Origin of the sequence: Pseudomonas sp. H26/SER47-MNA-CIBAN-0231 (assembly GCF_040310465.1) — a bacterium.
Lineage (GTDB): Bacteria > Pseudomonadota > Gammaproteobacteria > Pseudomonadales > Pseudomonadaceae > Aquipseudomonas > Aquipseudomonas atacamensis.
In genome coordinates, this window is the sequence record NZ_JBEOPW010000017.1 from 76,841 (window position 1) to 101,386 (window position 24,546).

The 24,546-nt window shown below is 60.0% G+C and carries 21 protein-coding genes; 9 read left to right on the top strand and 12 right to left on the bottom strand.

Annotated elements, in window-relative coordinates:
- Positions 1-38 precede the first annotated feature (38 nt).
- On the top strand, positions 39-395 hold the full coding sequence (folB, locus tag AAEZ10_RS21925; protein WP_016772885.1) for a dihydroneopterin aldolase: 357 nt from the start codon (positions 39-41) through the stop codon (positions 393-395).
- Positions 386-904, top strand: a complete 519-nt coding sequence (gene folK, locus AAEZ10_RS21930; protein ID WP_110646318.1) for a 2-amino-4-hydroxy-6-hydroxymethyldihydropteridine diphosphokinase — start codon at positions 386-388, stop codon at positions 902-904. Before folB ends, folK begins: the two co-directional genes overlap by 10 nt.
- A gap of 85 nt (positions 905-989) precedes the next feature.
- Here folK and AAEZ10_RS21935 read toward each other — a convergent pair whose 3' ends face one another.
- From AAEZ10_RS21935 to AAEZ10_RS21985, 11 genes are all read right to left on the bottom strand, one after another.
- The gene (locus AAEZ10_RS21935; protein WP_073476556.1) at positions 990-2,219 is read right to left on the bottom strand and encodes a multifunctional CCA addition/repair protein; all 1,230 of its coding nucleotides are present in this window, start codon (positions 2,217-2,219) and stop codon (positions 990-992) included.
- Positions 2,220-2,282: 63 nt separating this feature from the next.
- On the bottom strand, positions 2,283-3,845 hold the full coding sequence (locus AAEZ10_RS21940) for a SpoVR family protein (RefSeq protein ID WP_073476558.1): 1,563 nt from the start codon (positions 3,843-3,845) through the stop codon (positions 2,283-2,285).
- On the bottom strand, positions 3,842-5,113 hold the full coding sequence (locus AAEZ10_RS21945; protein ID WP_039757709.1) for a YeaH/YhbH family protein: 1,272 nt from the start codon (positions 5,111-5,113) through the stop codon (positions 3,842-3,844). Before AAEZ10_RS21945 ends, AAEZ10_RS21940 begins: the two co-directional genes overlap by 4 nt.
- 119 nt (positions 5,114-5,232) lie before the next feature.
- Positions 5,233-7,155 (bottom strand): PrkA family serine protein kinase, encoded by a 1,923-nt coding sequence (locus tag AAEZ10_RS21950; RefSeq protein WP_016772892.1) that lies wholly within the window; start codon positions 7,153-7,155, stop codon positions 5,233-5,235.
- Between the two features lie 296 nt (positions 7,156-7,451).
- On the bottom strand, positions 7,452-7,781 hold the full coding sequence (gene glpE / locus AAEZ10_RS21955; protein WP_056786663.1) for a thiosulfate sulfurtransferase GlpE: 330 nt from the start codon (positions 7,779-7,781) through the stop codon (positions 7,452-7,454).
- Between the two features lie 34 nt (positions 7,782-7,815).
- Positions 7,816-8,697 (bottom strand): symmetrical bis(5'-nucleosyl)-tetraphosphatase, encoded by an 882-nt coding sequence (locus AAEZ10_RS21960; protein ID WP_350570981.1) that lies wholly within the window; start codon positions 8,695-8,697, stop codon positions 7,816-7,818.
- Positions 8,697-9,077 carry a Co2+/Mg2+ efflux facilitator ApaG/CorD gene (gene apaG / locus AAEZ10_RS21965; protein WP_073476562.1) on the bottom strand — a complete coding sequence of 127 codons (381 nt, stop codon included), beginning with the start codon at positions 9,075-9,077 and terminating at the stop codon, positions 8,697-8,699. The genes AAEZ10_RS21960 and apaG overlap by 1 nt, the downstream gene beginning before the upstream one ends.
- A gap of 113 nt (positions 9,078-9,190) precedes the next feature.
- The gene (rsmA, locus tag AAEZ10_RS21970; RefSeq protein ID WP_041476699.1) at positions 9,191-10,009 is read right to left on the bottom strand and encodes a 16S rRNA (adenine(1518)-N(6)/adenine(1519)-N(6))-dimethyltransferase RsmA; all 819 of its coding nucleotides are present in this window, start codon (positions 10,007-10,009) and stop codon (positions 9,191-9,193) included.
- Positions 10,006-10,995 carry a 4-hydroxythreonine-4-phosphate dehydrogenase PdxA gene (gene pdxA, locus AAEZ10_RS21975; RefSeq protein ID WP_350570984.1) on the bottom strand — a complete coding sequence of 330 codons (990 nt, stop codon included), beginning with the start codon at positions 10,993-10,995 and terminating at the stop codon, positions 10,006-10,008. Before pdxA ends, rsmA begins: the two co-directional genes overlap by 4 nt.
- Complete coding sequence (gene surA, locus AAEZ10_RS21980) at positions 10,992-12,314, bottom strand: peptidylprolyl isomerase SurA (RefSeq protein ID WP_177433953.1); 1,323 nt, start codon at positions 12,312-12,314, stop codon at positions 10,992-10,994. The genes pdxA and surA overlap by 4 nt, the downstream gene beginning before the upstream one ends.
- Complete coding sequence (locus AAEZ10_RS21985) at positions 12,289-15,087, bottom strand: LPS-assembly protein LptD (RefSeq protein ID WP_350570986.1); 2,799 nt, start codon at positions 15,085-15,087, stop codon at positions 12,289-12,291. Before AAEZ10_RS21985 ends, surA begins: the two co-directional genes overlap by 26 nt.
- Positions 15,088-15,217: 130 nt before the next feature.
- Here AAEZ10_RS21985 and AAEZ10_RS21990 point away from each other — a divergent pair, with 130 nt between their 5' ends.
- Genes AAEZ10_RS21990 through AAEZ10_RS22000 form a run of 3 tightly spaced genes read left to right on the top strand, consistent with a single transcriptional unit; the run spans position 15,218 to position 17,674 of the window.
- Complete coding sequence (locus AAEZ10_RS21990; RefSeq protein WP_095181413.1) at positions 15,218-16,237, top strand: aminoglycoside phosphotransferase family protein; 1,020 nt, start codon at positions 15,218-15,220, stop codon at positions 16,235-16,237.
- Entirely contained in the window at positions 16,234-16,905 is a 672-nt protein-coding gene (gene murU / locus AAEZ10_RS21995) for an N-acetylmuramate alpha-1-phosphate uridylyltransferase MurU (RefSeq protein ID WP_130928612.1), read from the top strand. Before AAEZ10_RS21990 ends, murU begins: the two co-directional genes overlap by 4 nt.
- Before the next feature lies 1 nt (position 16,906).
- On the top strand, positions 16,907-17,674 hold the full coding sequence (locus AAEZ10_RS22000) for a TerB family tellurite resistance protein (protein ID WP_016772902.1): 768 nt from the start codon (positions 16,907-16,909) through the stop codon (positions 17,672-17,674).
- A 97-nt stretch (positions 17,675-17,771) separates the two neighbouring features.
- On the opposite strand, the gene AAEZ10_RS22005 is transcribed toward AAEZ10_RS22000, so the two are convergent.
- Positions 17,772-18,758, bottom strand: a complete 987-nt coding sequence (locus AAEZ10_RS22005) for an alpha/beta hydrolase family protein (protein ID WP_350570989.1) — start codon at positions 18,756-18,758, stop codon at positions 17,772-17,774.
- Positions 18,759-18,832: 74 nt separating this feature from the next.
- Between AAEZ10_RS22005 and AAEZ10_RS22010 the strand changes: the two genes are divergently transcribed.
- The 4 genes from AAEZ10_RS22010 (at position 18,833) to AAEZ10_RS22025 (ending at position 24,495) form a co-directional block, all read left to right on the top strand.
- The gene (locus tag AAEZ10_RS22010) at positions 18,833-21,229 is read left to right on the top strand and encodes a PAS domain-containing sensor histidine kinase (RefSeq protein ID WP_350570991.1); all 2,397 of its coding nucleotides are present in this window, start codon (positions 18,833-18,835) and stop codon (positions 21,227-21,229) included.
- A gap of 84 nt (positions 21,230-21,313) precedes the next feature.
- Complete coding sequence (locus AAEZ10_RS22015; protein ID WP_003228820.1) at positions 21,314-21,943, top strand: response regulator; 630 nt, start codon at positions 21,314-21,316, stop codon at positions 21,941-21,943.
- A 335-nt stretch (positions 21,944-22,278) separates the two neighbouring features.
- Positions 22,279-23,403, top strand: a complete 1,125-nt coding sequence (locus AAEZ10_RS22020; protein ID WP_024014536.1) for an ABC transporter ATP-binding protein — start codon at positions 22,279-22,281, stop codon at positions 23,401-23,403.
- A gap of 48 nt (positions 23,404-23,451) precedes the next feature.
- Positions 23,452-24,495, top strand: coding sequence for an ABC transporter substrate-binding protein (locus AAEZ10_RS22025; protein WP_016772907.1), 1,044 nt, complete (start codon positions 23,452-23,454; stop codon positions 24,493-24,495).
- The last annotated feature ends 51 nt before the right edge of the window (positions 24,496-24,546 follow it).

Sequence of the window (24,546 nt, forward strand, 5' to 3'; positions counted from 1 at the left end):
GGCGCATCGCGCCCTTGTCGTGCAGCGGAGAGAAGTGCTTGGACAGAGTGTTTATCGAGGGCCTGGAAGTTGACACCGTGATCGGTGCCTACGACTGGGAGCGGGGCATCCGTCAGTGCCTGCGTCTTGATCTGAGCTTCGCCTGGGACAATCGCCCGGCCGCCGCCGGTGACGACCTGACCCTGGCGCTCGATTACGCCAGTGTTTCCACGCGCATTCAGGCCTTTGCCGAGCAGGCGCAGTTCCAACTGGTCGAAACCTTTGCCGAGCGTCTGGTTGAAGTGCTGATGGCCGAATTCAAGATCACTTGGGTGCGACTGAAACTGACCAAGCCGGGCGCGGTGCCGGCGGCCAAGGGTGGTGTGGGTGTGGAGATCGAGCGCGGATGTCGCTGACTCAGGTCTATCTCGGGCTCGGTAGCAATATCGAGCGCGAAACCCATTTGCGCGCAGGTCTCGATGCGCTGGCCACGTTCCTGGTGGATATCCGTTGTTCGGCGGTGTTCGAGAGCCAGCCGGTGGGCATCAAGAGCGGGCCGTTCTTCAATTTCGTGGTCTCGGCCTACACCGATCTGCCGTTAATGGAGCTTGATCGCCGCTTGAAATTCATCGAGGCAGACAACGGTCGCTATGCACCGGATCGCAAGGGCTTGCCGCTGGATATCGACGTGCTGCTGTATGGCGATCTGGTCGGTAACTTCGACGGATTGGTACTGCCGCGTGCGGAAATTCTGAAAAATGCCTTTGTGCTGTGGCCGTTGTCGTTGATTGCGCCGGAGCGGGTGCATCCGGGGGTGGGCAAGAGCTTTGCGATGTTGTGGGCTGAGGCGCAGATTGATCAGGTGTTGGCGCCGGTTGCGTTCGAATGGCGGGGGGAGCAGCTCACGCCTTCGGATTTGCGGTGATATCAAATTCGCTTTCGCGAGCAGGCTCGCTCCCACATTGGATCGAGGTCTCCGGTGGGAGCGAGCCTGCTCGCAAAGTTTTTTATCAGGCTGTCGCCGCCTCTTTGTAGGCTTTCAACGCCTTCAGTCGTTCTCGCTTCAGCGCTTCGCCCAGTTCAGGCCCCTTGAATCCCTGCTCCAGCAACGGCTGCACGGCCACTTCTCGTGCAGCTTTCGCCGCTCCGCGCAAATAATCTGCCTGTGGATAACTGCGCTGCTCCAGGCCCTTGCGGCCACGGGCATCCATCTCGCACGCGGCGATAAACTCTTCGAATCGTTGCGGCCGGCGATAGATATCGAAACTCTGCAGCAACTCCAGCAGCGTCGAGGCTTTCAGCTCCAGCGCCCGGTGCCCATGGGTGTGGTATTGCCCGACCAGCAGCGCCAGTTCCTGACAGTCTTTGGGGACTTTGAAGCGCTCGTTGACCGCTTTGATCAGCTTCAGCCCGGTGTGCTCATGGGCGATATGCCTGGGCCATTCTTCTTCCGGCGTCAGGCCTTTGCCCAAGTCGTGCAGCAGGCAGGCCCAGCGCACTGTCAGTGGTTGTTTGTGCAGGGATGATTGCTCCAGCACGCTCAGAGTGTGCAGGCCGGTGTCGATTTCCGGGTGATGGGTCTCTGGCTGCGGCACGCCGAACAAGGCGTCGACTTCCGGCATTAGCTCTTTGAGTGCGCCACAGTCGCGCAAGACCTGGATGAACACCTGCGGGTGGTCTTCCATCAATGCTCGAGAAATCTCCTTCCAGCTACGTTCGGCAGTCAGCGCTTGTAGTTCGCCGGACTCACTGAGCTGGCGCATCAAGTCCATGGTCTCATCGGCGACCGTAAAGCCCAATCCTGCGTAGCGTGCAGCAAAGCGGGCAACGCGCAGTACTCGCAAGGGATCTTCGGCGAATGCCGGCGAAACGTGGCGCAGGATTCGCGCTTCAAGATCGCGCTGGCCATGGTATGGATCGGTCAGGTTGAGCTGATCGTCCTCGGCCATGGCATTGATCGTCAGGTCGCGTCGAATCAGGTCTTCTTCGAGCGTGACTTCGGGACTTGCGTAGAAAGTGAAACCGCCGTAACCGCGACCGCTTTTGCGCTCGGTGCGGGCGAGGGCGTATTCCTCACCGGTTTTCGGGTGCAGAAACACCGGGAAATCCGCGCCGACCGGGCGGAATCCCTGGGCGAGCATTTCTTCAGTGGTCGCACCGACCACGACCCGGTCGACATCAGTGACCGGCAACCCTAACAGGCGATCACGTACCGCGCCGCCAACCTTGTAAACCTGCATAAAAAACCTCCGTCAGTCCGACAGGATAACCCTTGCGTCAGACTTTCGGAGGCCAGAACCGGATCAAAGATGAATCACGGCCAGATCGAGCCGGCCGTAATCGCCCTCGCTGTGTTCACTGCGTGGCGGCACGTGATGGGTTTTCATGATCTGGTCGCCTTGCAGGGTTTCCAGATGAATGTCGAAGCCCCAGAGCCGGTGCAGGTGCTTGAGCACTTCTTCGGTGGAGTCGCCCAATGGTTTGCGGTCGTGCTGCTGATGGCGCAGGGTCAGCGAGCGATCACCGCGCCGGTCGATGCTGTAGATCTGCACGTTCGGCTCACGATTGCCGAGGTTGTACTGCGCTGCCAGGGTTTCCCGGATGATGCGGTAGCCGCCCTCATCATGAATGGCCGGCACCAGCAGATCGTCTTTCTGGTCATCATCGAGAATGCTGAACAGCTTCAGATCGCGGATCACCTTCGGCGACAGGTACTGCAGGATGAAGCTCTCGTCCTTGAAACTGCTCATGGCGAACTTGATGGTCGACAGCCAGTCGGAACCGGCGATGTCCGGGAACCAGCGGCGATCCTCTTCGGTAGGCTCTTCGCACATGCGCCGAATGTCGCGGTACATGGCGAAACCCAACGCATACGGGTTGATGCCGCTGTAGTACGGACTGTCGAAACCCGGTTGGAATACCACGCTGGTGTGCGAGGTGAGGAATTCCATCATGAAGCCGTCGGTGACCAGGCCTTCGTCGTACAAATCATTCATCAGCGTGTAATGCCAGAACGTTGCCCAGCCTTCGTTCATGACCTGGGTCTGGCGCTGCGGATAGAAATACTGGGCGATCTTGCGCACGATGCGCACGATCTCGCGCTGCCACGGCTCCAGCAGCGGTGCGTGTTTCTCAATGAAATAAAGGATGTTTTCCTGCGGCTCGGCCGGGAAGCGGGCGTTGTCCTTGTCGCTGTATTTGTCCGCGCCTTTGGGAATGGTGCGCCACAGATCATTGATCTGCTTTTGCAGGTGCTCTTCACGATCCTTTTGCCGCCGGCGCTCTTCTTCGGCGGAGATCGGATACGGACGCTTGTAGCGGTCGACGCCGTAATTCATCAAGGCATGGCAGGAATCGAGCAGATCTTCCACGGCGTCGATGCCGTGGCGTTCCTCGCACTGCATGATGTACTGCTTGGCGAACACCAGGTAATCAATGATCGAACTGGCATCGGTCCAGGTGCGGAACAGGTAGTTGCCCTTGAAGAAGCTGTTGTGGCCATAGCAGGCATGGGCCACCACCAGCGCCTGCATGCAGATGGTGTTTTCTTCCATCAGATAGGCGATGCACGGATCCGAGTTGATCACGATCTCGTAAGCCAGGCCCATCTGTCCGCGACTGTAGGATTTCTCTGTGCTGAGGAAGTGTTTGCCGTAGGACCAGTGGTGATAGCCCAGCGGCATGCCCACCGAGGCATAGGCGTCCATCATCTGCTCGGCGGTGATCACTTCGATCTGGTTGGGATAGGTGTCCAGAGCATAGCGGGCCGCGATCCGGGCGATTTCGCGGTCGTAGGTCTGGATCAGCTCGAATGTCCATTCGGAGCCGGTGGAAATGGGTTGGCGTTTCTGCTCTTTGGCGGTCATGTCACTAACCTGCGCTGGAAGAGTTCACGGAAGACCGGATAGATATCTCCGGCCGAGACCAGTTGCTGCTGGGCAAACGTGTCAGAGAAGGCTTCGGCGATGCGTTCGTATTCGTACCACAGGGCCTGATGTTCGCGCGGGGTGATCTCCACATAAGTGTAGTACTGCACAAACGGCATGATCTGGTTGATCAGGATGTCACGGCAGATCGGCGAATCGTCGTTCCAGTTGTCGCCGTCGGAGGCCTGAGCGGCGTAGATGTTCCACTCGTTGCTCGGATAGCGCTCGGCCATGATTTCCTGCATCAGCTTCAGGGCGCTGGAAACGATGGTGCCGCCGGTCTCGCGAGAATAGAAAAACTCCTCCTCATCCACCTCTCGGGCGCTGGTGTGGTGACGGATGAACACCACGTCAATCTTGTCGTAGTTACGCTTGAGAAACAGGTACAGCAAGATGAAAAAGCGCTTGGCGATGTCCTTGGTCGCCTGCGTCATCGAACCGGAAACGTCCATCAGGCAGAACATCACTGCTTTGGAACTGGGGTTGGGTTGCTTGACCAGCAGGTTGTATTTCAAGTCGAAGGTATCTAGGAACGGCACGCGGTGAATGCGTGCGCTGAGTTTCTCGATTTCAGCCTCGAGTTCCTGGATATCGCCGAAGTTGTCCGGTTCTTCGCGCTTGAGCCGTGCCAGCTCTTCCTTGGCTTCGCGCAATTTCGCGCGGCTGCTGCCAGACAGGGCGATACGACGCGCATGCGCTGAGCGCAGGGTGCGGATGATGTTGATCCGCGACGGATTGCCCTCGTTGCTGATCCCGGCGCGTACGGTTTTGAATGTGTCGGTGCCGGTCAGGTTGCGTTTGACCAGGTTCGGCAGTTCCAGGTCTTCGAACATGAATTCGAGAAACTCTTCCTGCGTGATCTGGAAGACGAACTCGTCCATGCCTTCGCCGGAATTCCCCGCCTTGCCCGGACCGCGTCCACCGCCGCCTCCCGGTGGACGAGCGATATGTTCACCGGCCGTGAACTCTTTGTTACCGGGATGCACCACGGTCTGCTTGCCGCCGCGTCCATGATGAAGCACCGGCTCGTCGATATCGCGGCCGGGAATGCTGATCTGCTCGCCATGCTCCATATCCGTGATGGAGCGGCGACTGACTGCCTCTTCGACAGCCTTCTTGATGTGGTCACGGTAGCGCCGCAGAAAACGCTGGCGGTTCACCGTGCTCTTGTTCTTGCCATTGAGGCGTCGGTCGATCACATAGCTCATAAGGCCCCTCCGGGGAGCTTCAAGTTTTGAGCTGCAAGCTGCAAGTAGAAGCGAATGTCCGTGTTTTCGGGTTCACGCGCTTAGTTCTTGCAGCTTGTGGCCTATAGCTTGCAGCTGCCTCACTGCGACTTGCGGACCCGCAGGTACCATTCGGACAGCAGGCGTACCTGTTTATCGGTGTAGCCACGTTCAACCATTCGCGTAACGAAGTCGTTGTGTTTCTGCTGATCCTCCTTGCTGGCCTTGGCGTTGAAACTGATGACGGGCAGCAGGTCTTCGGTGTTGGAGAACATTTTCTTCTCGATGACCACCCGCAGTTTTTCGTAGCTGAGCCACGTCGGGTTCTTGCCGTTGTTGTTGGCCCGGGCGCGCAGGACGAAGTTGACGATTTCGTTGCGGAAATCCTTCGGATTGCTGATCCCGGCCGGTTTTTCGATTTTCTCCAGTTCTTCGTTCAGCGCCACGCGGTTGAGAATCTCGCCGGTTTCCGGGTCGCGATACTCCTGATCCTGAATCCAGAAATCCGCATACAGCACGTAGCGGTCGAAGATGTTCTGACCGTATTCGCTGTAGGACTCCAGATAAGCGGTCTGGATTTCCTTGCCGATGAATTCGATGTAGCGCGGCGCCAGGTATTCCTTCAGATAGCGCAGGTAGCGTTCGCGGGTTTCGGCCTGGAACTGTTCCTGTTCGATCTGCTGCTCCAGCACATAGAGCAGGTGCACCGGGTTGGCGGCGATTTCATGCGGATCGAAGTTGAACACCTTGGAGAGGATCTTGAAGGCGAAGCGGGTCGACAGACCGTTCATGCCTTCGTCGACACCGGCCGAATCGCGATACTCCTGAATCGACTTGGCCTTCGGATCGGTGTCCTTGAGGTTTTCACCGTCGTAGACGCGCATCTTCGAGTAGATGTTGGAGTTTTCCGGCTCCTTGAGGCGTGACAGCACGGTGAATTGCGCAAGCATTTTCAAGGTGTCCGGTGCGCAGTGCGCCTTGGACAAGGAACTGTTGAACAGGAGTTTGTCGTAGATCTTCACTTCATCGCTCACGCGCAGGCAGTACGGCACCTTGACGATATAGATCCGGTCGATGAACGCCTCGTTGTTCTTGTTGTTGCGGAAGGTGTGCCACTCCGACTCGTTGGAGTGAGCCAGCAAGATCCCGGTGAACGGAATCGCGCCGAGGCCTTCGGTACTGTTGTAGTTGCCCTCCTGGGTAGCAGTCAGCAATGGGTGCAGCACCTTGATCGGCGCCTTGAACATTTCGACGAATTCCATCAAGCCCTGGTTGGCCCGGCACAGCGCACCGGAGTAGCTATAGGCATCAGCGTCGTTCTGTGGGAATTCTTCGAGTTTGCGGATATCGACCTTGCCGACCAGCGCCGAGATGTCCTGGTTGTTCTCGTCACCGGGTTCGGTCTTGGCCACCGCAATCTGATTGAGGATCGACGGGTACAGCTTGACCACGCGGAACTGGCTGATGTCGCCGCCGAATTCGGCCAGGCGTTTGGTCGCCCAGGGCGACATGATGGTGTTCAGATAGCGCCTTGGGATACCGAAGTCTTCCTCAAGGATCGCGCCATCTTCAGTGGCGTTGAACAGACCCAGAGGTGATTCGAAGACCGGCGAGCCCTTGATGGCGTAGAAAGGCACTTTTTCCATCAGCTGTTTCAGCTTCTCGGCCAGGGACGATTTACCGCCGCCAACGGGGCCGAGCAGATAAAGAATCTGTTTCTTCTCTTCCAGGCCTTGGGCGGCGTGGCGGAAATACGAGACGATCTGGTCGATGCATTCTTCCATCCCGTGGAAGTCTTCAAAGGCCGGATAGCGGCGGATCACCTTGTTGGAGAAGATGCGCGACAGCCTCGAATTGGTCGAAGTGTCGAGCAGTTCCGGTTCGCCGATCGCCATCAACAGACGTTCGGCGGCGGAAACGTAGGCGCTGCGATCGTTTTTGCACAGCTCCAGGTACTCCTGCAGAGAGAGTTCTTCCTGGCGTGTGGATTCGAAGCGTTGTTGGAAGTGGCTAAAGATACTCATGACGTCACCTCGCTCGATACGTGGAGCCGACGCCGGATCACTCAGTCGATGCTGGCAGCAGTCGCTGTGGCAGCTGCTGTTTACCCCCCAGAATTCTCCCACGGTCGACAAACCGCGAAAGCTACTCCCGATGACCCGCGCGCCGGTGTACCGGCTCTCCCCTGTTTTGGATGGCCTGCGCTTAAGGATAGTTGGGAATTCGAGAGGTAAAGGCGAGATACGTAATTAGTTGTGGCAGACCGTTCGTCTGCCGCGCGCAGGCCCACGGCAGCCGGGGCCTGCGCCGCGCAAAAAAATTATTCGTCGGTGCCTTGCGCGGTTTCCGAAGGATAGGTCGTACGCCATAGCTCGAAACCGCCATCCATGCTGTAGACGTCGGAGAAGCCCTGGCCGACCAGATAGGCGGCTGCGCCCTGACTGGAATTGCCGTGATAGCAGACCACGACGGTCGGTGCATCAAGATCGGCGCCTTGAATGAAAGCGTGCAGCGAATGGTTGTCGAGATGCTTCGAACCGCTGATGTGCAGCGCGGCGAAGGTCGCTGGATCGCGTACGTCGACTACGACTGCGCCCTGTTCACGCAAGGCCTGCGCCTGTTCCGGCGGGATTCGTTTGAATTCGGTCATGACAATGTTCCTGTTGCTCAACTGAAGGCGCAGTCTAACGCGAGGCGTTGACGGGCGAATCGTTGGGGGTGAGTGGGGCGACTGATGGCGCAAGTCCGCCGTGCTCGTCGCATTTGCATGACAGGCGTTCGCCGCTGTCGACGTTCATCAGCGTCAGGCTGCCGCCCCAGACGCATCCGGTGTCCAGCGCGGAAATGCCCGGCTCGTGGATATTGCCCTCGAGCGCAGCCCAGTGACCGAAGATGATGCGCAGGCCTTTGGTCTTGCGCTCCTTGTGCTGAAACCACGGCTTGTAGCCGGGCGGGGCGCTGTCGAGGCCTTCCTTGCTCTTGAGGTCGAGCTTGCCCTCAGCGGTGCAAAAGCGCATGCGCGTGAAGTAATTGGTGATCACCCGCAGGCGATCAATGCCTTTGAGATCGTTGTCCCATTTTGCCGGTTCGTTGCCGTACATGCCGTCAAGGTAGGCGGGGAACACGTTGTCGTCACACAGGGCGGTCTCGACTTCGGCGGCGCACTTCAACGCGCGGCGCAGCGACCATTGCGGCGGGATGCCGGCATGGACCATCGCAACATCGCGTGTTTCGTCGTAATGCATCAGCTTCTGCTGGCGCAGCCATTCCATCAATTGCGGGCCATCGGGGGCCTCGATGATTTCGCGCAGTGTGTCGCTTTTCTTCAAGCGCTCGATCTTCTTCGCGGCGGCCAGCAGGTGCAGGTCGTGATTGCCGAGCACACAGACCAGCGACTCGCGCATCTCGTAGAGAAAGCGCAGGGTTTCCAGCGACTGCGGGCCGCGGTTGACCAGATCGCCGACCAGCCATAGCCGATCCAGCACCGGGTCGAAGGCAACTTGCTTGAGCAGGCACTTGAGCGGTTCGAGGCAGCCTTGCAGGTCACCGACGGCGTAAGTCGTCATCAGTGCAGGGCTCCGGGTACGGCGAGGCGAAACGGTTTGATGACGGCATCGAAATGTTTGCCGTCATCGGCGAGCATTTGATAAGTGCCCTGCATGGTGCCGACCTTGGTGGTCATCACCGTGCCGCTGGTATACGTGTGGCTCTTGCCCGCATCGATCAACGGTTGCTGGCCGACGACGCCTTCACCGCGCACTTGTTCAACATGGCCGTCACCATCGGTAATCACCCAGTGCCGGGACAGAAGCTTGGCCGGAAGATCGCCATTGTTCTCCACAGTGATGGTGTAGGCGAAGGCGAAACGGTCGTGTTCGGGTTGCGATTGGTCTGCCAGATAGTGGGTGACGACGCTGACATCGACCTGATAACGGGAATCGGACATGCAAGAGGGCCTTAACGAAGCGGAACGCGGGGCGTAGCTGATGGGGAATCAGTCTAGGCAAGTATCGGGCAGTAAACCAGAGTGGTGTGCTGCCCGATAGCGTTCATCGCGGGTCAGTCGGCGGCGGGAGCTGCCGGGACCTGTATCGCGAGCTGGTCGGCCAGACGCACGAATGCGGCCAGATCCAGTTGCTCGGGACGCAGGCTGCCATCAACGCCAGCGGCTTCGATCTCGGCGTTGCTGAGCAATTGCTTGAGGGTATTGCGCAAGGTTTTGCGGCGCTGATTGAAGGCTTCGCGTACCACGCGCTCCAGCAACTTGTGATCCTTCGCCGGGTGCGGCAGTACCGCGTGGGGCACGAGACGAACGATCGCCGAATCGACTTTCGGCGGCGGATTGAATGCGCCCGGGCCGACGTTGAACAGATGTTCCACGCGGCAATGGTACTGAACCATGATCGACAAGCGACCCCAGTCACCGCCACCCGGGCCTGCGGCCAGACGCTCGACCACTTCTTTCTGCAACATGAAGTGCATGTCGCGAATGATGCCTGCGTTGTTCAGCAGGTGAAAAATCAATGGCGTGGAGATGTTGTACGGCAGGTTGCCGACCACCCGCAGGCTGTTTGGCGCGGCGTTCAGCGTATTGAAGTCGAACTTCAGCGCATCGCCCTGATGCAGGTTGAAATTGCTCATGCCGGCAAACTGCTGGTTGAGGATCGGGATCAGATCCTTGTCCAGCTCCACTACGTCGAGTTGCGCGCCGGAGCCCAGCAAACCTTGGGTCAGCGCACCCTGACCGGGGCCGATTTCCAGCAGGCGGTCGTCAGGCTTGGCGTGAATGGAGCGCAGAATGCGGTCGATAACGCCGGCATCGTGGAGGAAGTTCTGACCAAAGCGTTTGCGCGCCTTGTGTTGGTATTGCTCGTTCATAAACGGGTCTCGGCCATCTGGTAGGCGGTTTCCAGGGCGACTTGCAGGCTGCCGGTGTCGATCCTGCCGCTGCCAGCCAGATCCAGGGCGGTGCCATGGTCGACCGAGGTGCGGATGATCGGCAGGCCCAGCGTCACGTTGACGGCAGCGCCGAAGCCTTTGTACTTGAGCACGGGCAAGCCCTGGTCGTGGTACATCGCCAGCACTGCGTCGCAGTGCTCCAGATATTTGGGGGTAAACAGAGTGTCGGCAGGCAGCGGGCCACGAAGGTCCATGCCCTCGCCGCGCAGGCGCTCTAATGTCGGTTCGATGATGTCGATTTCTTCATGGCCCAGGTGGCCGCCTTCACCGGCATGCGGGTTGAGACCGCAGACCAGGATGCGTGGCTGGGCGATGCCGAATTTGTCTTGCAGGTCGGCGTGCAGGATTCGCGTGACTCTTTCCAGCCGTTCCGGGGTGATCGCGTCGGCAATCTCGCGCAGAGGCAGATGCGTGGTGACCAGCGCCACGCGCAAACCGCGAGTGGCCAGCATCATCACTACTTGCGCGGTGTGCGTCAGCTCGGCGAGAAATTCAGTGTGTCCAGAGAACGCGATGCCCGACTCGTTGATCACACCTTTGTGCACCGGCGCGGTGATCATCCCTGCGAAATCGCCGTTCAGGCAGCCGTTGCCGGCGCGGGTCAGGGTTTCGAGGACGAATGCAGCGTTGGCCTTGTCCAGTTGCCCGGCGATTACCGGTGCGCTGAGCGGCGTGTCCCAGACGTACAGGCTGTTGGCCGGCGCTGAAACATCTGGCCACTGCCCCGGCGCGACATCCAGCAGATTGACGGCCAGCCCCAGCTGCGCGGCCCGCTCAAGGAGCAGGTCGCGGCTGGTGATGGCAATCAGGGGGTGTGGCTGGGCTTGCGCGGCGAGCAGCAGGCACAGGTCGGGACCGATGCCGGCCGGTTCGCCGGGTGTCAGCGCGAAACGCTTGGGTTTCACTGCGCTGCCTGGTCTGCACCAGGAAGTTTGATCTCTACGTACGCTTCGTCACGGATCTGACGCAGCCAGGTTTGCAGCTCTTCATCGTATTTGCGGTTACGCAGTACGGACATCGCTTGCTGCTCACGGGCCTGTTCGGTGCCGTCAGTGGCGCGACGGCCAAGGACTTCCAGCACGTGCCAGCCGTATTGGGTCTGGAATGGCTTGGACAGCTGACCTTGTGGGGTCGAAGCCATCACTTCGCGGAATTCCGGTACCAGCACGTTCGGGTCGATCCAGTTCAGGTCGCCGCCGTTGAGGGCGGAACCCGGGTCTTCCGAGTAGTTTTTCGCCAGCTCGGCAAAGTCTTCGCCGGCGGTGATGCGGTCATACAACGATTGCACCAGTGCCTTGGTCTTGGCTTCGTCGCGGATCGGGCTCGGCTTGACCAGGATGTGACGCACATGCACTTCGTCGCGCATCTGCGCTTCGCCGCCACGTTTGCCCAGCAGCTTCAGAATGATGAAGCCGCCCGGTGTACGCGCAGGCTGAGTAATGTCGCCAACGGCCATGCTGCTCAATTCACGATCGAACGGCGGTGGCAGTTGCGCGGCTTTACGCCAGCCCATCTCGCCGCCTTCCAGCGCGTTGTCGCTACCGGATTTGGCCACGGCCATCTGACCGAAGTCGGCGCCTTGCTTGAGCTGCTGGTATACATCCATGGCCTGACGATAAGCGCTCTGAATGGCTTCAGAGTTGGCGCTTTCCGGGGTCGGAATCAGGATGTTGGCCAGGTGCAGTTCTTCGGACAGCTGCATCTTGCCGAGGTCAGAGGCGAGGAAGTTCTTCACTTCCTGCTCGGACACCTGAATGCGTTCTGCCACGCGACGCTGACGCACCCGGCTGATGATCATCTCGCGCTTGATCTGATCACGGGCGTCGTCATAGTTCAGGCCATCGCGAGCCAGCGCAGCACGGAACTGATCAACAGTCATGTTGTTGCGTTGGGCGATGGTGCCGACAGCCTGGTTCAGCTCTTCGTCAGTAATGCGGATGCCCGAGCGTTCGCCGATCTGCAGTTGCAGGTTTTCGACGATCAGGCGCTCAAGCACTTGCTGATCGAGCACGCCGGGAGGCGGCAGGCCGCCACCGCGCTTGGCGATGGTCTGCTGAACTTCGTGAACGCGCTGGTCCAATTGGCTCTGCATGACCACGTCGTTGTCGACGATCGCCACCACTTTGTCGATGGACTGTACGGCGGCGTTGGCCGCCGTACCCAGGAACAGCGCGCCCAGCAGCACCGGGCGCAGACAATCAGAAAGCTTGGTCTTCACGTTCACGATAACCTTGAATGCCTTTGTCGAGGAAGCTCTCTACCTTGGCGCCAGTCAGGCCGCCGAGTCCCTTCAGAACAATTTGGAGGAAGATGCCATGGTCGCCTTTTTCGTTTTCCGGGGCGTTCTGACTGTTTTCGTCATAGGCGACCCAGTAACGATTGATCAGGCGCAGTTTCCAGCAGCAGTTGTCGTATTCGAAACCACCGAAGGCTTCCAGCGTGCGATTGCGGTTGTAGTCGTACTGCCAGCGGCTGATGGCGTTCCACTGCGGAACGATCGGCCAGATGACCGAGAAGTCATGCTGCTGGATCTTGTAGTAGTCCTTCACGTAGCCAGGTTGACCCGGGGTGCCGTAGTCACCGCCGCCCACAGACCATTTACCGGTGTTCTGGTCAAAACGGACCTGGTCATTACGGTAGCGATAACCAACGTTGATGACTTTGTTCGGATTGTCTTCCGGCTGATAGTGGAACATCGCACTGCCGGAGCGTGGGCTGCGGCTGTCCGGGTCCCAGTTGTAGTCGGCAGTGGTGCGCCAGTCACGGTTCCAGCGGTATTCGTATTCCAGCGCGTATGGCGAAACGTCGGATTTCGCGTCGTCACGATCGTTGAAAGCGATACCCGGCAGTTGAACCTTGCGATCCTTGAAGTACAGAGCCTGGCCGACGCTGATGCGCTGACGCTCGAAGCCGTTGTCTTCAATCCAGCGACTGGTCACGCCCAGCGACAGCTTGTTCTCGTCACCGACACGGTCGGCGCCGGAGAAGCGGTTGTCGCGGAACAGCGAGGCGTAGTTGAAGGTGTATTCGCTGGTGTCGAAAACCGGAATGTCTTCCTGATCAACCTCAGGTACATAGAGGTAGAACAGGCGCGGCTCCAGGGTCTGACGATAGTTCTTGCCGAAATACGAGGTGTTGCGGTCGAAGTACAGGCCACCATCGATGCTGGCGATCGGTACGCCACGGTTCTGGTTGCTGTCGAACTCGCCGTTGAGCTTTCTCTGTTCTGCGGTCATCGCATCGATCTGCGATTTGCCGGTGTTGTCCAGATCAAGCTGATACTGCGTGTACTGGTACTTCAGCGATGGCTTGAGGAAGCCATACGTCCAGTTCATCGGCAGGCTGACGCCCGGCTTCAGATTCAGGCGATCACCGTTGGCGCGGGCCAGACCGGTGATGTTTGTGTCCAGACGACGTTCGGCAAAGCCATCTTCATTGATGAAGTCGCCATCACGTAAATCGCGATCGAAACGAACCAGCTCGGTCTCGTAATCGAAATTCAGACCTTCCGGATGGTACGGCAGCTGACCATTGAAGGTGATCTGCGGCAGACGACCATACGGTGTGATGTTGGAAACGGTAGCCAACTGATATTGCTGAGCATTCAGGCGTGCTGTGTAGTTGTCGCCACGATAGCTGACCGCACCCTGCTGATTGACGAAATCATCGCTCTTCACACCAATTTGATCGGTCTGCAGATCCTGGAAGTAATACGGATCGCTGATCTTGGTGTAATCAACTTCTGTGAGCACGCGGGAGTCGAGACCGCCCTTGTGCTGCCAGTTGTACATATAGCGGGTGTCTTTGTAGTCGGACTGAAGCTTGCGATCGTCGTTCTCATCGTTGAGATACGCCGCACCGAACTGACCTTCACTCGACTTGGTCAGGTAACGGAATTCACCTTCCACCAACATGCCGCGCTTGCTCATGTAGCGCGGGTACAACGTGGCGTCGTAGTTCGGCGCCAGGTTGAAGTAGTAAGGAGTGACCAGCATGAAGCCGGTGTCGCTGCCCGAACCGATGGTCGGCGGCAGGAAACCTGACTGGCGGCGGTCGTCGATCGGGAAGTAGATGTACGGGGTGTACAGAATCGGGATGTCTTTGACGCGCAACGTCACGTTGGTCGCGGTACCGAAACCGGTGGCCGGGTTCAGGGTGATGTTGTTGCCCTTGAGCTGCCAGGCGTTGCTGTTCGGTTCGCACGTGGTGTACGTGCCGTCCTTCAAGCGGATAATCGCATTTTCGGCGCGCTTGGCATAAAGCGCATTACCGCGGATTCGCGATTTGTGCATCACGTATTCGGCGTTGTCGACCTTGGCTTCACCGGTGTCGAGCTGCACATCGGCGTGGTCGCCGACGATCAGCGCGCCGTTGTCACGGATGCGCACGTTGCCGGCCAGTTCGCCACGGCTCTCGGCCTGATACAGGTTGGCCTCGTCGGCTTCGACCTGCATGCTGCCCTGACGCATGACCACGTCACCGGCGAGGCTGGCGACTTGTGTGTCCTGCTCATAACGCGACGCTTTGGCACCGATGAAGGTCGGCGCGTCACTTTTATTCGTCTTGTCATTCATGCCAGGACGAATCGGTTCGATATAGGAACCAGAGCAGTAAGGACCAGTCTCGGCCAATTGGGCGGCGGTGAGCTTCTCGCGCGGAACCCAGTCGAGGTGACTGTAGTCTTCGCTACGGGATTTCAGGCCGCGGCCCTTGGACTCGGTGACCAGTGCGGTTTTTGCACCGGTCTCTGCGTCGGAACCGTTGTCGGCCGGGGCCTCGCCAGCAGAGCTGACGGCACTGCCGTCATGCACCGGGCGCGGCGGCAATGCCGCGGCGGGCGACTTGGGCGCACAGTCCCAGCCACCCGTAGCCGAGACGGAGCAGTCATACTGCTCGGCGGCAACAACGAATTGACTGGCCAGAGGTTGCATAGCCAGCAGACTGCCGGTTACCAACAACGGAAATTTTTTACGAAACGCGGGGGATTTCAATGCCATCTTATTAGTCCGGGCTTCCTGCGTGCCATCTGCCCGCGGTGTGGGCCGCACGCCTCTCGATGGTCTGAAAAAGATGCTGGATAATAAAGCATGACCCGCTTGACGGCTAGCGCCGTCGGAGACCCTTGCAATGCCTGACCAAGATGTACGCTTGCAACACCTGAAAGTTTGGCTCGATGAGCAGTTGGCAAAGTTGTTTGCCGAGCAGGGCTGGGGCACCGTGCCCCCGGCCACGTTGACTGCGGCCAGCAGCGACGCGAGTTTCCGCCGCTACTTCCGCTGGGAGGGCGATGGTCGCAGCTTCGTCGTGATGGACGCGCCGCCGCCCCAGGAAAACTGCAAACCGTTCGTGGATATCGCTTTTTTGCTGGCGAAATCCGGGATTAATGTGCCGAAAATTTACGCCGAAGACCTCGAGCGCGGTTTTCTTTTGCTCAATGACCTGGGCAACAAGACCTATCTCGACGTCATCGATGGCGAAAATGCCGACGCGTTATTCCACGATGCCCTGCAAGCGCTGTTGGCTTTTCAACAGTTGCCGATGGTTGCGCCGTTGCCCAGTTACGACGTCGCCCTATTGCGTCGTGAGCTTGAGTTGTTCCCCGAGTGGTACGTCAAGCATGAGCTGGGCGTCGAGTTCGATGCGGCCCAGCAGCAACAATGGCAGCACATCAGCGAGTTGCTGATCGACAGCGCGCTGGCGCAGCCGAAAGTGCTGGTGCACCGCGACTACATGCCGCGCAACCTGATGCTCAGCGAGCCCAACCCCGGCGTGCTGGATTTCCAGGACGCGGTGTACGGCCCGGTGACCTACGACGTGACCTGCCTGTTCAAGGATGCTTTCCTCAGCTGGCCGGAAGAACGCGTGCGCGGCTGGCTGGAAAGTTACTGGCAGCAGGCCTCGGCACTGGACATTCCGGTGCAAGCTGATTTTGAAGACTTCCTGCGCGCCAGCGACCTGATGGGCGTGCAGCGTCACCTGAAAGTCATCGGCATCTTCGCGCGTATCTGCCATCGCGATGGCAAGCCACGCTATCTGGCCGATGTGCCGCGCTTCTTCTCTTATATAGAAGCAGTAATCGCGCGCCGTCCTGAACTGGCGGAGCTGCAAGCGCTGTTCAGCAGCTTGCGTGCTGGAGCGACGGCATGAAGGCAATGATTCTGGCCGCAGGCAAAGGCGAGCGCATGCGCCCGCTGACCCTGACCACGCCGAAACCGCTGGTGCGTGCCGCTGGCGTGCCGCTGATCGAGTATCACCTGCGCGCCCTCGCGGCCGCAGGCTTCAACGAAATTGTCATCAACCACGCCTGGCTCGGTCAGCAGATCGAGGATCATCTCGGCGACGGTTCGCGTTTCGGCCTGAGCATCCAGTACTCGCCGGAAGGCGAGCCGCTGGAGACCGGTGGCGGGATTTTCCGCGCGCTGCCGTTACTGGGTGACGATGCGTTTCTGGTGGTCAACGGCGACATCTGGACCGATTACGACTTCAGCGTGCTGCACCAGCCGATCAATGGCCTGGCGCATCTGGTGCTGGCGGACAATCCGCCGCATCACCCGAAAGGCGACTTCACTCTCATCGACGGCAAAGTGCAGGACGGCGAGCCTGATGCGCAGACGCTGACCTACAGCGGCATCGCCGTGCTGCATCCGCAGTTGTTCGATGGTTGCAGCGATGGCGCGTTCAAGCTCGCGCCGCTGCTACGCAACGCCATGGCCAAAGGTGAAGTTACGGGCGAGCGGTTGAAAGGGCATTGGGTAGATGTTGGTACCTACGAGCGTCTGGCCGAAGCCGAAGCCTTGATAGAAGCGAGTCGCTGAGATGCTGTGGCCAGGGACTCTGATTGGAGCCGGAGTGGGGTACGCGATTGCCAGCATTCCGGGGGCCATGCTTGGGGCGTTGTTGGGGCAGGCGCTGGATCGGCGCCTGCACTTGCAGAGCTGGGGACACTTGCGCGAAAAGCTCGGCGGCCGGCCGATGCTGCGCAACGATGAATTGCTGTTCGTGTTGCTCGGGCGTTTGGCCAAGAGCGACGGGCGCGTCACTGACGGGCATATCCAGCAGGCGCGCAATGAAATGCGCGCGCTGGAAATGAGCGAGCCGGCGACACGGCGGGCCATTGCTGCATTCAATCGCGGCAAGTCCGGCAGCGACAATCTGCGCGGTTATCTGCGTCGTTTGAGTTCGCAACCGCATGCGGCTGAGGGCGTGTTGCGTGCCTGTTGGCGAATGGTCTGGGCTGATGGTCGCGCCGGGGTCAGCGAACGCGAGTTGCTGGCGCAGTGGGGCAAATGGCTCGGCTGGACGGCGCAGCAGGTGCAGGCATTGGCCAGCGATTACGAGCCGGGCAAGCGGCCGATCGTCAGTGCCGCAGTGAGCTATCAGGAGGCGATGAAATTGCTTGGGGTGTCGGCGAGCAGCGAGCCGGCACAGATCAAGCGCGCTTACCGACGGTTGCTCAGTCGCCATCACCCGGACAAGATCGCCGGCAGTGGCGCGACCCCGGCACAGGTGCGTGAGGCGACCGAGCGGACGCGGGAATTGCATAACGCCTATACGTTGATTCGCGAGCGACGGGATTTTCGCTGACCCTTGAAGATCAAAAGATCGCAGCCTTCGGCAGCTCCTACCTTTGGAATGCATTTTTCCTGTAGGAGCTGCCGAAGGCTGCGATCTTTTGCTTTTATCAGTCCGTATTTTGTGGATTCAACCAGCCCCGCACCCGCCGAAACAGTTGTTCCTGCTCAGCCTTCTTGTCCGGCAATACCTTCAGCGCCACCTGGCTGAACGCCGAGGTCTTCAGACGCTTGCTCGCCTGCATGCGCTCCAGCGCCGCGTTGCGATCCAGCGCTTTGTCCATGTAGAAAATATCCACCGTCGGCAGCTTCAGCGTCGGCGTCAGTTCGGCGAGTGGCGGCAGGGCTTTGGTCGGGACTTGCGCATCGACCATCACCAGTTTTTCCACCTGCGGCGTCTGCCGCTCGCTGAGAAAACGCGCCGCCCAATAAGCGCCGGTGCCGTGGCCGAGCACGACAATGCTGCGCGCGCTCTGCTGTTCGGCGTAGGCAATCGCCGCGTCGATGCGTCCGAAGATGCGATCGGCATCGGCCTTGGCTTGTTCTTCGCTGGTCTCGGCGACCACCTGTTCGGCAACTTCCGCTTCCCCACCAGCGGCTTGCTCGATCGGTTGCGCGGTGGTGGCATCCTTGCTTGTGGTTTCCGGGGCTTTCGGCGCCGCGCCCGGCTCGATCACGCGCGGAGCAATGGCGTCGCCTTGCAGATCCGGCAGGGTGATACTCAGGCTGCTCCACTCGACGTCCGGCAATTTGCGTCGCAACGGGCCGATTGCCTGCGGCCAGTCGGCGGTTTCGCCGGCACCGGGAACGATGATCACCGCGCCTTTGGGCTCGGCGCTGTTGGCCGGTTTCCACAGGGCGAGGAAAGTGTCGCTGCCAGCCTGCAGTTGTTGCTGCTCTTGCGCTGGCAGTTTACGTTGCAGTGCGGCGGCCTCTTCCTGACTACGCTCAAGCAGTGGCTGGCGCTCGGCCGGTTTTTCTTCGGCGGGTTTATCCGTGGCGGCAGGCGCAGGGTCGGCGGCTTCGACGGAAAACGCACAAGGCAGGATCAGCGACAGGCACAATGCTGGCAGTGCCAGGCGGTAGACAGAGGGCATCGGTTATTCCAGGCCAGAAAAGTATCCCGGCAGCCTAATGGGTTGGTCAGAATTTGTCAGTGTATGAGACTTCAATGAAGCGATCTTGCTGCCTGTGGGTTATCGGCTGTTTGTGGTTTCCCTTGATGGGCTGGGCGGCGCCTGCGCCGCCGGCTCATGCCGCGCAATTGTCGCCAGAGCAGCAGCAATGGCTGGCGCAGCACAACGAATTGCGCGTCGGCCTGGTGTTGCAGGCGCCCTACGCGACCTACGATCGGCGCCTGCAGCGATTGTCCGGGGCCAATGTCGAGTTGATGAAACTGCTGGCCAACACCCTCGGCGTGGAACTGAGCTGGCGCAACTTTCAGGATCTGGGGGCATTGGAAAACGCTTTGCGCGAGGGCGAGATCGACATCGCTCCGGGCCTCAGCCAGACCCCGAGCGCGCTGCGCCTCTGGCAGTTTTCCGACCCGTACATGCGCGTGCCGCAACTGGTGGTCAGCGACCAGAAAAGCAGCGGCGCGGTCGATCTGGAAAAGCTCGACAGCCAGACCCGCGTCGCCGTGCGCATGCCGAGCAGCACCGCCGATTACCTGCGCAGCAACTATCCGCATTTGAATCTGCAAGGCGTGCCGCTGGAACGGCAAGCGTTGCAACTGCTGTTGAGTCAGCAAGCCTCCTACGCGGTGGTCGACGAAGCACAGTTGGGCCGGCTGTCGGTGGAGCCGGAGTTTGCCGAACTGGTGGTGGTTGGCGATATCGGCCTGCCGCAACTGCTGCGTGTGGCCTCGCGGCGCGATTGGCCGGAACTGGCCGGCATCGTCCAGAGCGCCTTGCGCGCGATCCCGGCCAAGGATCTGGAACAACTGCACAACCAATGGCTGCAGCCGAAATACCCACGGCTGACCGAGTCGCCGGGGTTTTGGCAGAACCTCAGCCTGTTGTTCGCGGTGATGCTGCTCAGTTGCGCGGCCATCGTGGTCTGGCAGCGGCGCCAACAACACAGCCTCGAACAACGCTTGCTCAGCGCCCGCGAAGACATTGCACTGCGCGCGGCCAGTGAAGAGGCGCTGCGGCTGACACAGTTTTCCATCGACCAAAGCACCGTCGGCATTCTCTGGGTCAATTGGGACAGCCATGTGCGTTACGCCAACCGCGCGGCGGAAAACATGCTTGGTTATCCCTCGGGCGGGCTGATCGAACGGCCGCTGATCGACTTCGAGCCCGGCCTGCACATGGATCGCTGGCTCAATCTGTGGAAGCGTGCGCGGGCCAGCGAAGAAGGGCCGCTGAGCTTCGAAACCAGCTGCCTGCGCGCCGATGGCAGCGTGTTGCCGGCCGACGTGTCTTTGAGTTTCCTGCGTTTTCGCGACAGTGAATATCTGGTGGTCTACCTCACCGACGTCACCGACCGCCGCCGCGCGCTCGCCGCTTTGCAGGAAAGCGAGGCGCGCCTGCAAGGCATCGCGGCCAACGTCCCGGGTCTGGTGTTCAGGCTGGAGCGGGCACCGGTTACCGGGCAGATCGACTTTGCCTACATCAGTGAGGGCAGCGAAAGTCTGGTCGGTTATGCGCCGGCAGCCATCGCTCATCGCGACATGGGCCTGCGCAGTCTGGTGCACCCCGACGACAAGGCCAGTTATCACCGCACCCAGGATCAGGCGCTGGATACCGACAGCGACTGGTCGTGGCAGGGCCGCATCGTCACGCGCCAGGGTGAGCAGCGCTGGGCCGAGATCAAGGCGATCACCCGCCAGCTGGAGGACGGCGCCTATGTGTGGGACGGCATCGTCTGGGACATCAGCGAAAGCAAACGCATCGAGCTGGAACTGGCGGCCTCGCGCGAGCAACTGCGTGAACTGTCGGCGCACCTGGAGAGCGTGCGCGAAGAAGAGAAGGCGCGCATCGCCCGGGAAGTCCATGATGAGTTGGGACAGATGCTCACCGTGCTGAAACTGGAGACATCGATGTGCGAATTGGCCTACGCGCAACTCGATCCGGGACTCAACGAGCGGCTCAACAGCATGAAACGCCTGATCGCGCAGTTGTTTCAGCTGGTACGCGATGTGGCGACGGCGTTGCGTCCGCCGATCCTTGATGCCGGGATTGCCTCGGCCATCGAGTGGCAGGCTCGGCGTTTCGAGGCGCGCACACAGATACCGTGTCTGGTGCAGGTGCCGGACAACCTGCCGGCACTCAGCGATGCCAAAGCGGTGGGGCTGTTCCGGATTTTGCAGGAGGCGCTGACCAATGTGATGCGCCATGCTCAGGCGCACACGGTGGAGCTGACGCTGGAGCTTGCGGGCGATGAATTGTGTCTGACCGTCAGCGATGATGGCGTAGGATTTGTCGCGGCCGAGGGTAGGCCGACGTCGTTTGGCCTGGTCGGCATGCGTGAGCGGGTGCTGATCATGGGCGGGCGGCTGGAGCTGCTGAGTGAGCCGGGGGAGGGCACCAGTCTGGTGGTGCGAGTGCCGGTGAGCGAAGTCTGAGGATTTGTGTCGTGAGTGCTGACGCCTTCGCGAGCAGGCTCGCTCCCACAGGGATTGGTGTGTACCTGAAATCTGGAGAAGAACGTGATCCGTGTACTGGTAGCCGAAGACCACACCATCGTCCGTGAAGGCATCAAGCAACTGATTGGCCTGGCCAAAGATCTGCAAGTGGTGGGGGAGGCGAGCAATGGCGAGCAACTGCTCGAAACCCTGCGCAGCGTACCTTGCGAGGTGGTGCTGCTGGACATCTCCATGCCCGGGGTCAATGGCCTGGAAGCAATCCCGCGCATCCGTGCACTGAACAATCCGCCGGCGATTCTGGTGCTGTCGATGCACGACGAAGCGCAAATGGCCGCGCGCGCATTGAAGGTCGGCGCGGCCGGGTATGCGACCAAGGACAGCGATCCGGCGCTGCTGCTCACGGCGATTCGCAAAGTCGCGGCGGGCGGGCGTTACATCGACCCGGAACTGGCCGACCGCATGGTTTTCGAAGTCGGCCTGACCGATACCCGGCCGCTGCATTCGCTGTTGTCAGAACGCGAATTCTCGGTGTTCGAACGCCTGGCCCAAGGCGCCAACGTCAACGACATCGCCCAGCAACTGGCCCTGAGCAGCAAGACCATCAGCACGCACAAGGCGCGGCTGATGCAGAAGCTCAACATCACCTCCCTGGCGGAGCTGGTGAAATACGCGATGGAGCACAAACTCCTCTGACCATCACCGCGATCAACTGTGGAAGTGAGCCTGCTCGCGAAAGCGGCGTAACAGGCAGCCATTCAGTTTGATGACCCACCGCATTCGCGAGCAGGCTCGCTCCCACAGGTTCGGAGTTGGCATATCCATTAGCGACAGACGCTTTTGCCTTTGCTAGCGGCTTGCAGCTTGCCCCTTGCCGCTGCGCTTGCCCAAACGCGCCATCCTTGTAGGGCAATCCCTACCCCCAACCTTCCATTGCGCTTAAGCGATTCTCTCCTGCGCCCCGATTTGCGTGGCCGCCGCCAGCCACTAGGCTTGATGAACAAGCAGTCATCAACAACAAAGGTGTGGGTATGAGCCAGGTCGATACAAGCGCAGGGGCCAGTGATGTGCTGGTCAGCTTTCGTGGTGTGCAGAAGAGCTACGACGGCGAGAACCTGATCGTCAAAGACCTCAACCTGGACATTCGCAAGGGCGAATTCCTCACCCTGCTCGGGCCGTCCGGTTCCGGCAAGACCACCAGCCTGATGATGCTCGCCGGGTTCGAAACGCCGACCGCCGGTGAAATCCTCCTGTCCGGGCGTTCGATCAACAACGTGCCGCCGCACAAGCGCGATATCGGCATGGTGTTCCAGAACTACGCGCTGTTCCCGCACATGACTGTCGCGGAGAACCTTGCTTTCCCGTTGACCGTACGCGGCTTGAATAAAAGCGATGTCAGCGAGCGGGTGAAGAAAGTCCTCAGCATGGTTCAGCTCGATGCCTTCGCTTCGCGCTATCCGGCGCAGTTGTCCGGTGGTCAGCAGCAACGTGTGGCACTGGCCCGCGCGCTGGTGTTCGAGCCGCAACTGGTGCTGATGGACGAACCGTTGGGCGCCCTCGACAAGCAACTCCGTGAACACATGCAGATGGAGATCAAACACCTGCACCAGCGCCTCGGCGTGACCGTGGTCTACGTGACCCACGACCAGGGCGAAGCACTGACCATGTCCGACCGCGTCGCGGTGTTCCATCAGGGCGAAATCCAGCAGATCGCCCCGCCGCGCACGCTTTACGAAGAGCCGAAAAACACCTTTGTCGCCAACTTCATTGGCGAGAACAACCGCCTCAACGGTCGCCTGCTCAGCCAGAGCGGCGAGCGCTGCGTGGTCGAATTGGGGCGTGGAGAGAAGGTCGAGGCGCTGGCCGTCAACGTTGGCCAGACCGGCGAACCGGTGACCCTGTCGATCCGTCCGGAGCGCGTCAGCCTCAACGGTTCGAGCGATCAATGCGTCAACCGCTTCTCAGGGAGGGTGGCGGAATTCATCTATCTGGGCGACCACGTCCGGGTGCGCCTGGAAGTCTGCGGCAAGACCGACTTCTTCGTGAAACAACCGATTGCCGAGCTCGATCCTGCGCTCAGCGTCGGCGACGTGGTACCGCTTGGCTGGCAGGTCGAGCACGTTCGTGCGCTCGATCCGCTTTTAGAGGCGCACTAAGCGCCCCGGCAATACCAACACCAACCCTGCACGTGGAGAGAACAATAAATGTTGAGATCCCTGAAGTTCACCGCCCTGACTCTGGGCCTGATGGGTGCGACCGGCGCAATGGCCGCCGGCCCGGACTTGACCGTGGTGTCGTTTGGCGGGGCGAACAAGGCGGCGCAAGTCAAAGCCTTCTATGCACCGTGGGAAGCGGCGGGTAACGGCAAGATCGTTGCCGGCGAATACAACGGCGAGATGGCCAAGGTCAAAGCCATGGTCGATACCAAGAGCGTGTCGTGGGATCTGGTCGAAGTTGAATCGCCAGAGCTGTCCCGTGGTTGCGACGAAGACATGTTTGAACAACTCGACCCGGCACTGTTCGGCAAGACCGAAGACTACGTCAAAGGCGCCATTCAGCCGTGCGGCGTAGGTTTCTTTGTGTGGTCTACCGTGCTGGCCTACAACGCCGACAAGCTGAAAACCGCACCGACCAGTTGGGCGGATTTCTGGGACACGAAGAAATTCCCGGGCAAGCGCGGCCTGCGCAAAGGCGCCAAGTACACCCTCGAATTCGCGCTGATGGCCGATGGTGTGGCGCCGAAAGACGTCTACAAAGAGCTGGCGAGCAAGGGCGGCCAGGATCGCGCCTTCAAGAAGCTCGATGAGCTCAAGCCAAGCATTCAGTGGTGGGAAGCCGGCGCACAACCGCCGCAATACCTCGCTTCCGGCGACGTGGTGATGAGTTCGGCCTACAACGGTCGCATCGCTGCCGTGCAAAAAGAATCCAACCTGAAAGTGGTGTGGAACGGCGGCATCTACGACTTCGACGCCTGGGCCATCCCGAAAGGTCTGGACGCCAAGCGCGCCGAAGCGGCGAAGAAGTTCATTGCCTTCTCGGTGCAGCCGCAGCAGCAGAAGACCTACTCGGAAAACATCGCCTATGGCCCGGCCAACACCCAAGCCGTACCGCTGCTGGCCAAGGATGTCCTGAAAGACATGCCGACCACCCCGGAAAACATCGCCAACCAGGTGCAGATCGACGTCAGCTTCTGGGCTGACAACGGCGAGCAACTGGAACAGCGTTTCAACTCTTGGGCTGCCAAATAAGCCAAGCATGCGGACCGATGGCTTTCCGGATGATCGTTCCCACGCTCTGCG

Excerpts from the sequence above, each read along its gene's own strand:
- folK (WP_110646318.1), top strand. The coding sequence starts at position 386 with ATGTCGCTGACTCAGGTCTATCTCGGGCTCGGTAGCAATATCGAGCGC.
- AAEZ10_RS21935 (WP_073476556.1), bottom strand. The coding sequence starts at position 2,219 with ATGCAGGTTTACAAGGTTGGCGGCGCGGTACGTGATCGCCTGTTAGGG.
- AAEZ10_RS21940 (WP_073476558.1), bottom strand. The coding sequence starts at position 3,845 with ATGACCGCCAAAGAGCAGAAACGCCAACCCATTTCCACCGGCTCCGAA.
- AAEZ10_RS21945 (WP_039757709.1), bottom strand. The coding sequence starts at position 5,113 with ATGAGCTATGTGATCGACCGACGCCTCAATGGCAAGAACAAGAGCACG.
- AAEZ10_RS21950 (WP_016772892.1), bottom strand. The coding sequence starts at position 7,155 with ATGAGTATCTTTAGCCACTTCCAACAACGCTTCGAATCCACACGCCAG.
- glpE (WP_056786663.1), bottom strand. The coding sequence starts at position 7,781 with ATGACCGAATTCAAACGAATCCCGCCGGAACAGGCGCAGGCCTTGCGT.
- AAEZ10_RS21960 (WP_350570981.1), bottom strand. The coding sequence starts at position 8,697 with ATGACGACTTACGCCGTCGGTGACCTGCAAGGCTGCCTCGAACCGCTC.
- apaG (WP_073476562.1), bottom strand. The coding sequence starts at position 9,077 with ATGTCCGATTCCCGTTATCAGGTCGATGTCAGCGTCGTCACCCACTAT.
- rsmA (WP_041476699.1), bottom strand. The coding sequence starts at position 10,009 with ATGAACGAGCAATACCAACACAAGGCGCGCAAACGCTTTGGTCAGAAC.
- AAEZ10_RS21985 (WP_350570986.1), bottom strand. The coding sequence starts at position 15,087 with ATGGCATTGAAATCCCCCGCGTTTCGTAAAAAATTTCCGTTGTTGGTA.
- AAEZ10_RS21990 (WP_095181413.1), top strand. The coding sequence starts at position 15,218 with ATGCCTGACCAAGATGTACGCTTGCAACACCTGAAAGTTTGGCTCGAT.
- murU (WP_130928612.1), top strand. The coding sequence starts at position 16,234 with ATGAAGGCAATGATTCTGGCCGCAGGCAAAGGCGAGCGCATGCGCCCG.
- AAEZ10_RS22000 (WP_016772902.1), top strand. The coding sequence starts at position 16,907 with ATGCTGTGGCCAGGGACTCTGATTGGAGCCGGAGTGGGGTACGCGATT.
- AAEZ10_RS22005 (WP_350570989.1), bottom strand. The coding sequence starts at position 18,758 with ATGCCCTCTGTCTACCGCCTGGCACTGCCAGCATTGTGCCTGTCGCTG.
- AAEZ10_RS22010 (WP_350570991.1), top strand. The coding sequence starts at position 18,833 with ATGAAGCGATCTTGCTGCCTGTGGGTTATCGGCTGTTTGTGGTTTCCC.
- AAEZ10_RS22020 (WP_024014536.1), top strand. The coding sequence starts at position 22,279 with ATGAGCCAGGTCGATACAAGCGCAGGGGCCAGTGATGTGCTGGTCAGC.
- AAEZ10_RS22025 (WP_016772907.1), top strand. The coding sequence starts at position 23,452 with ATGTTGAGATCCCTGAAGTTCACCGCCCTGACTCTGGGCCTGATGGGT.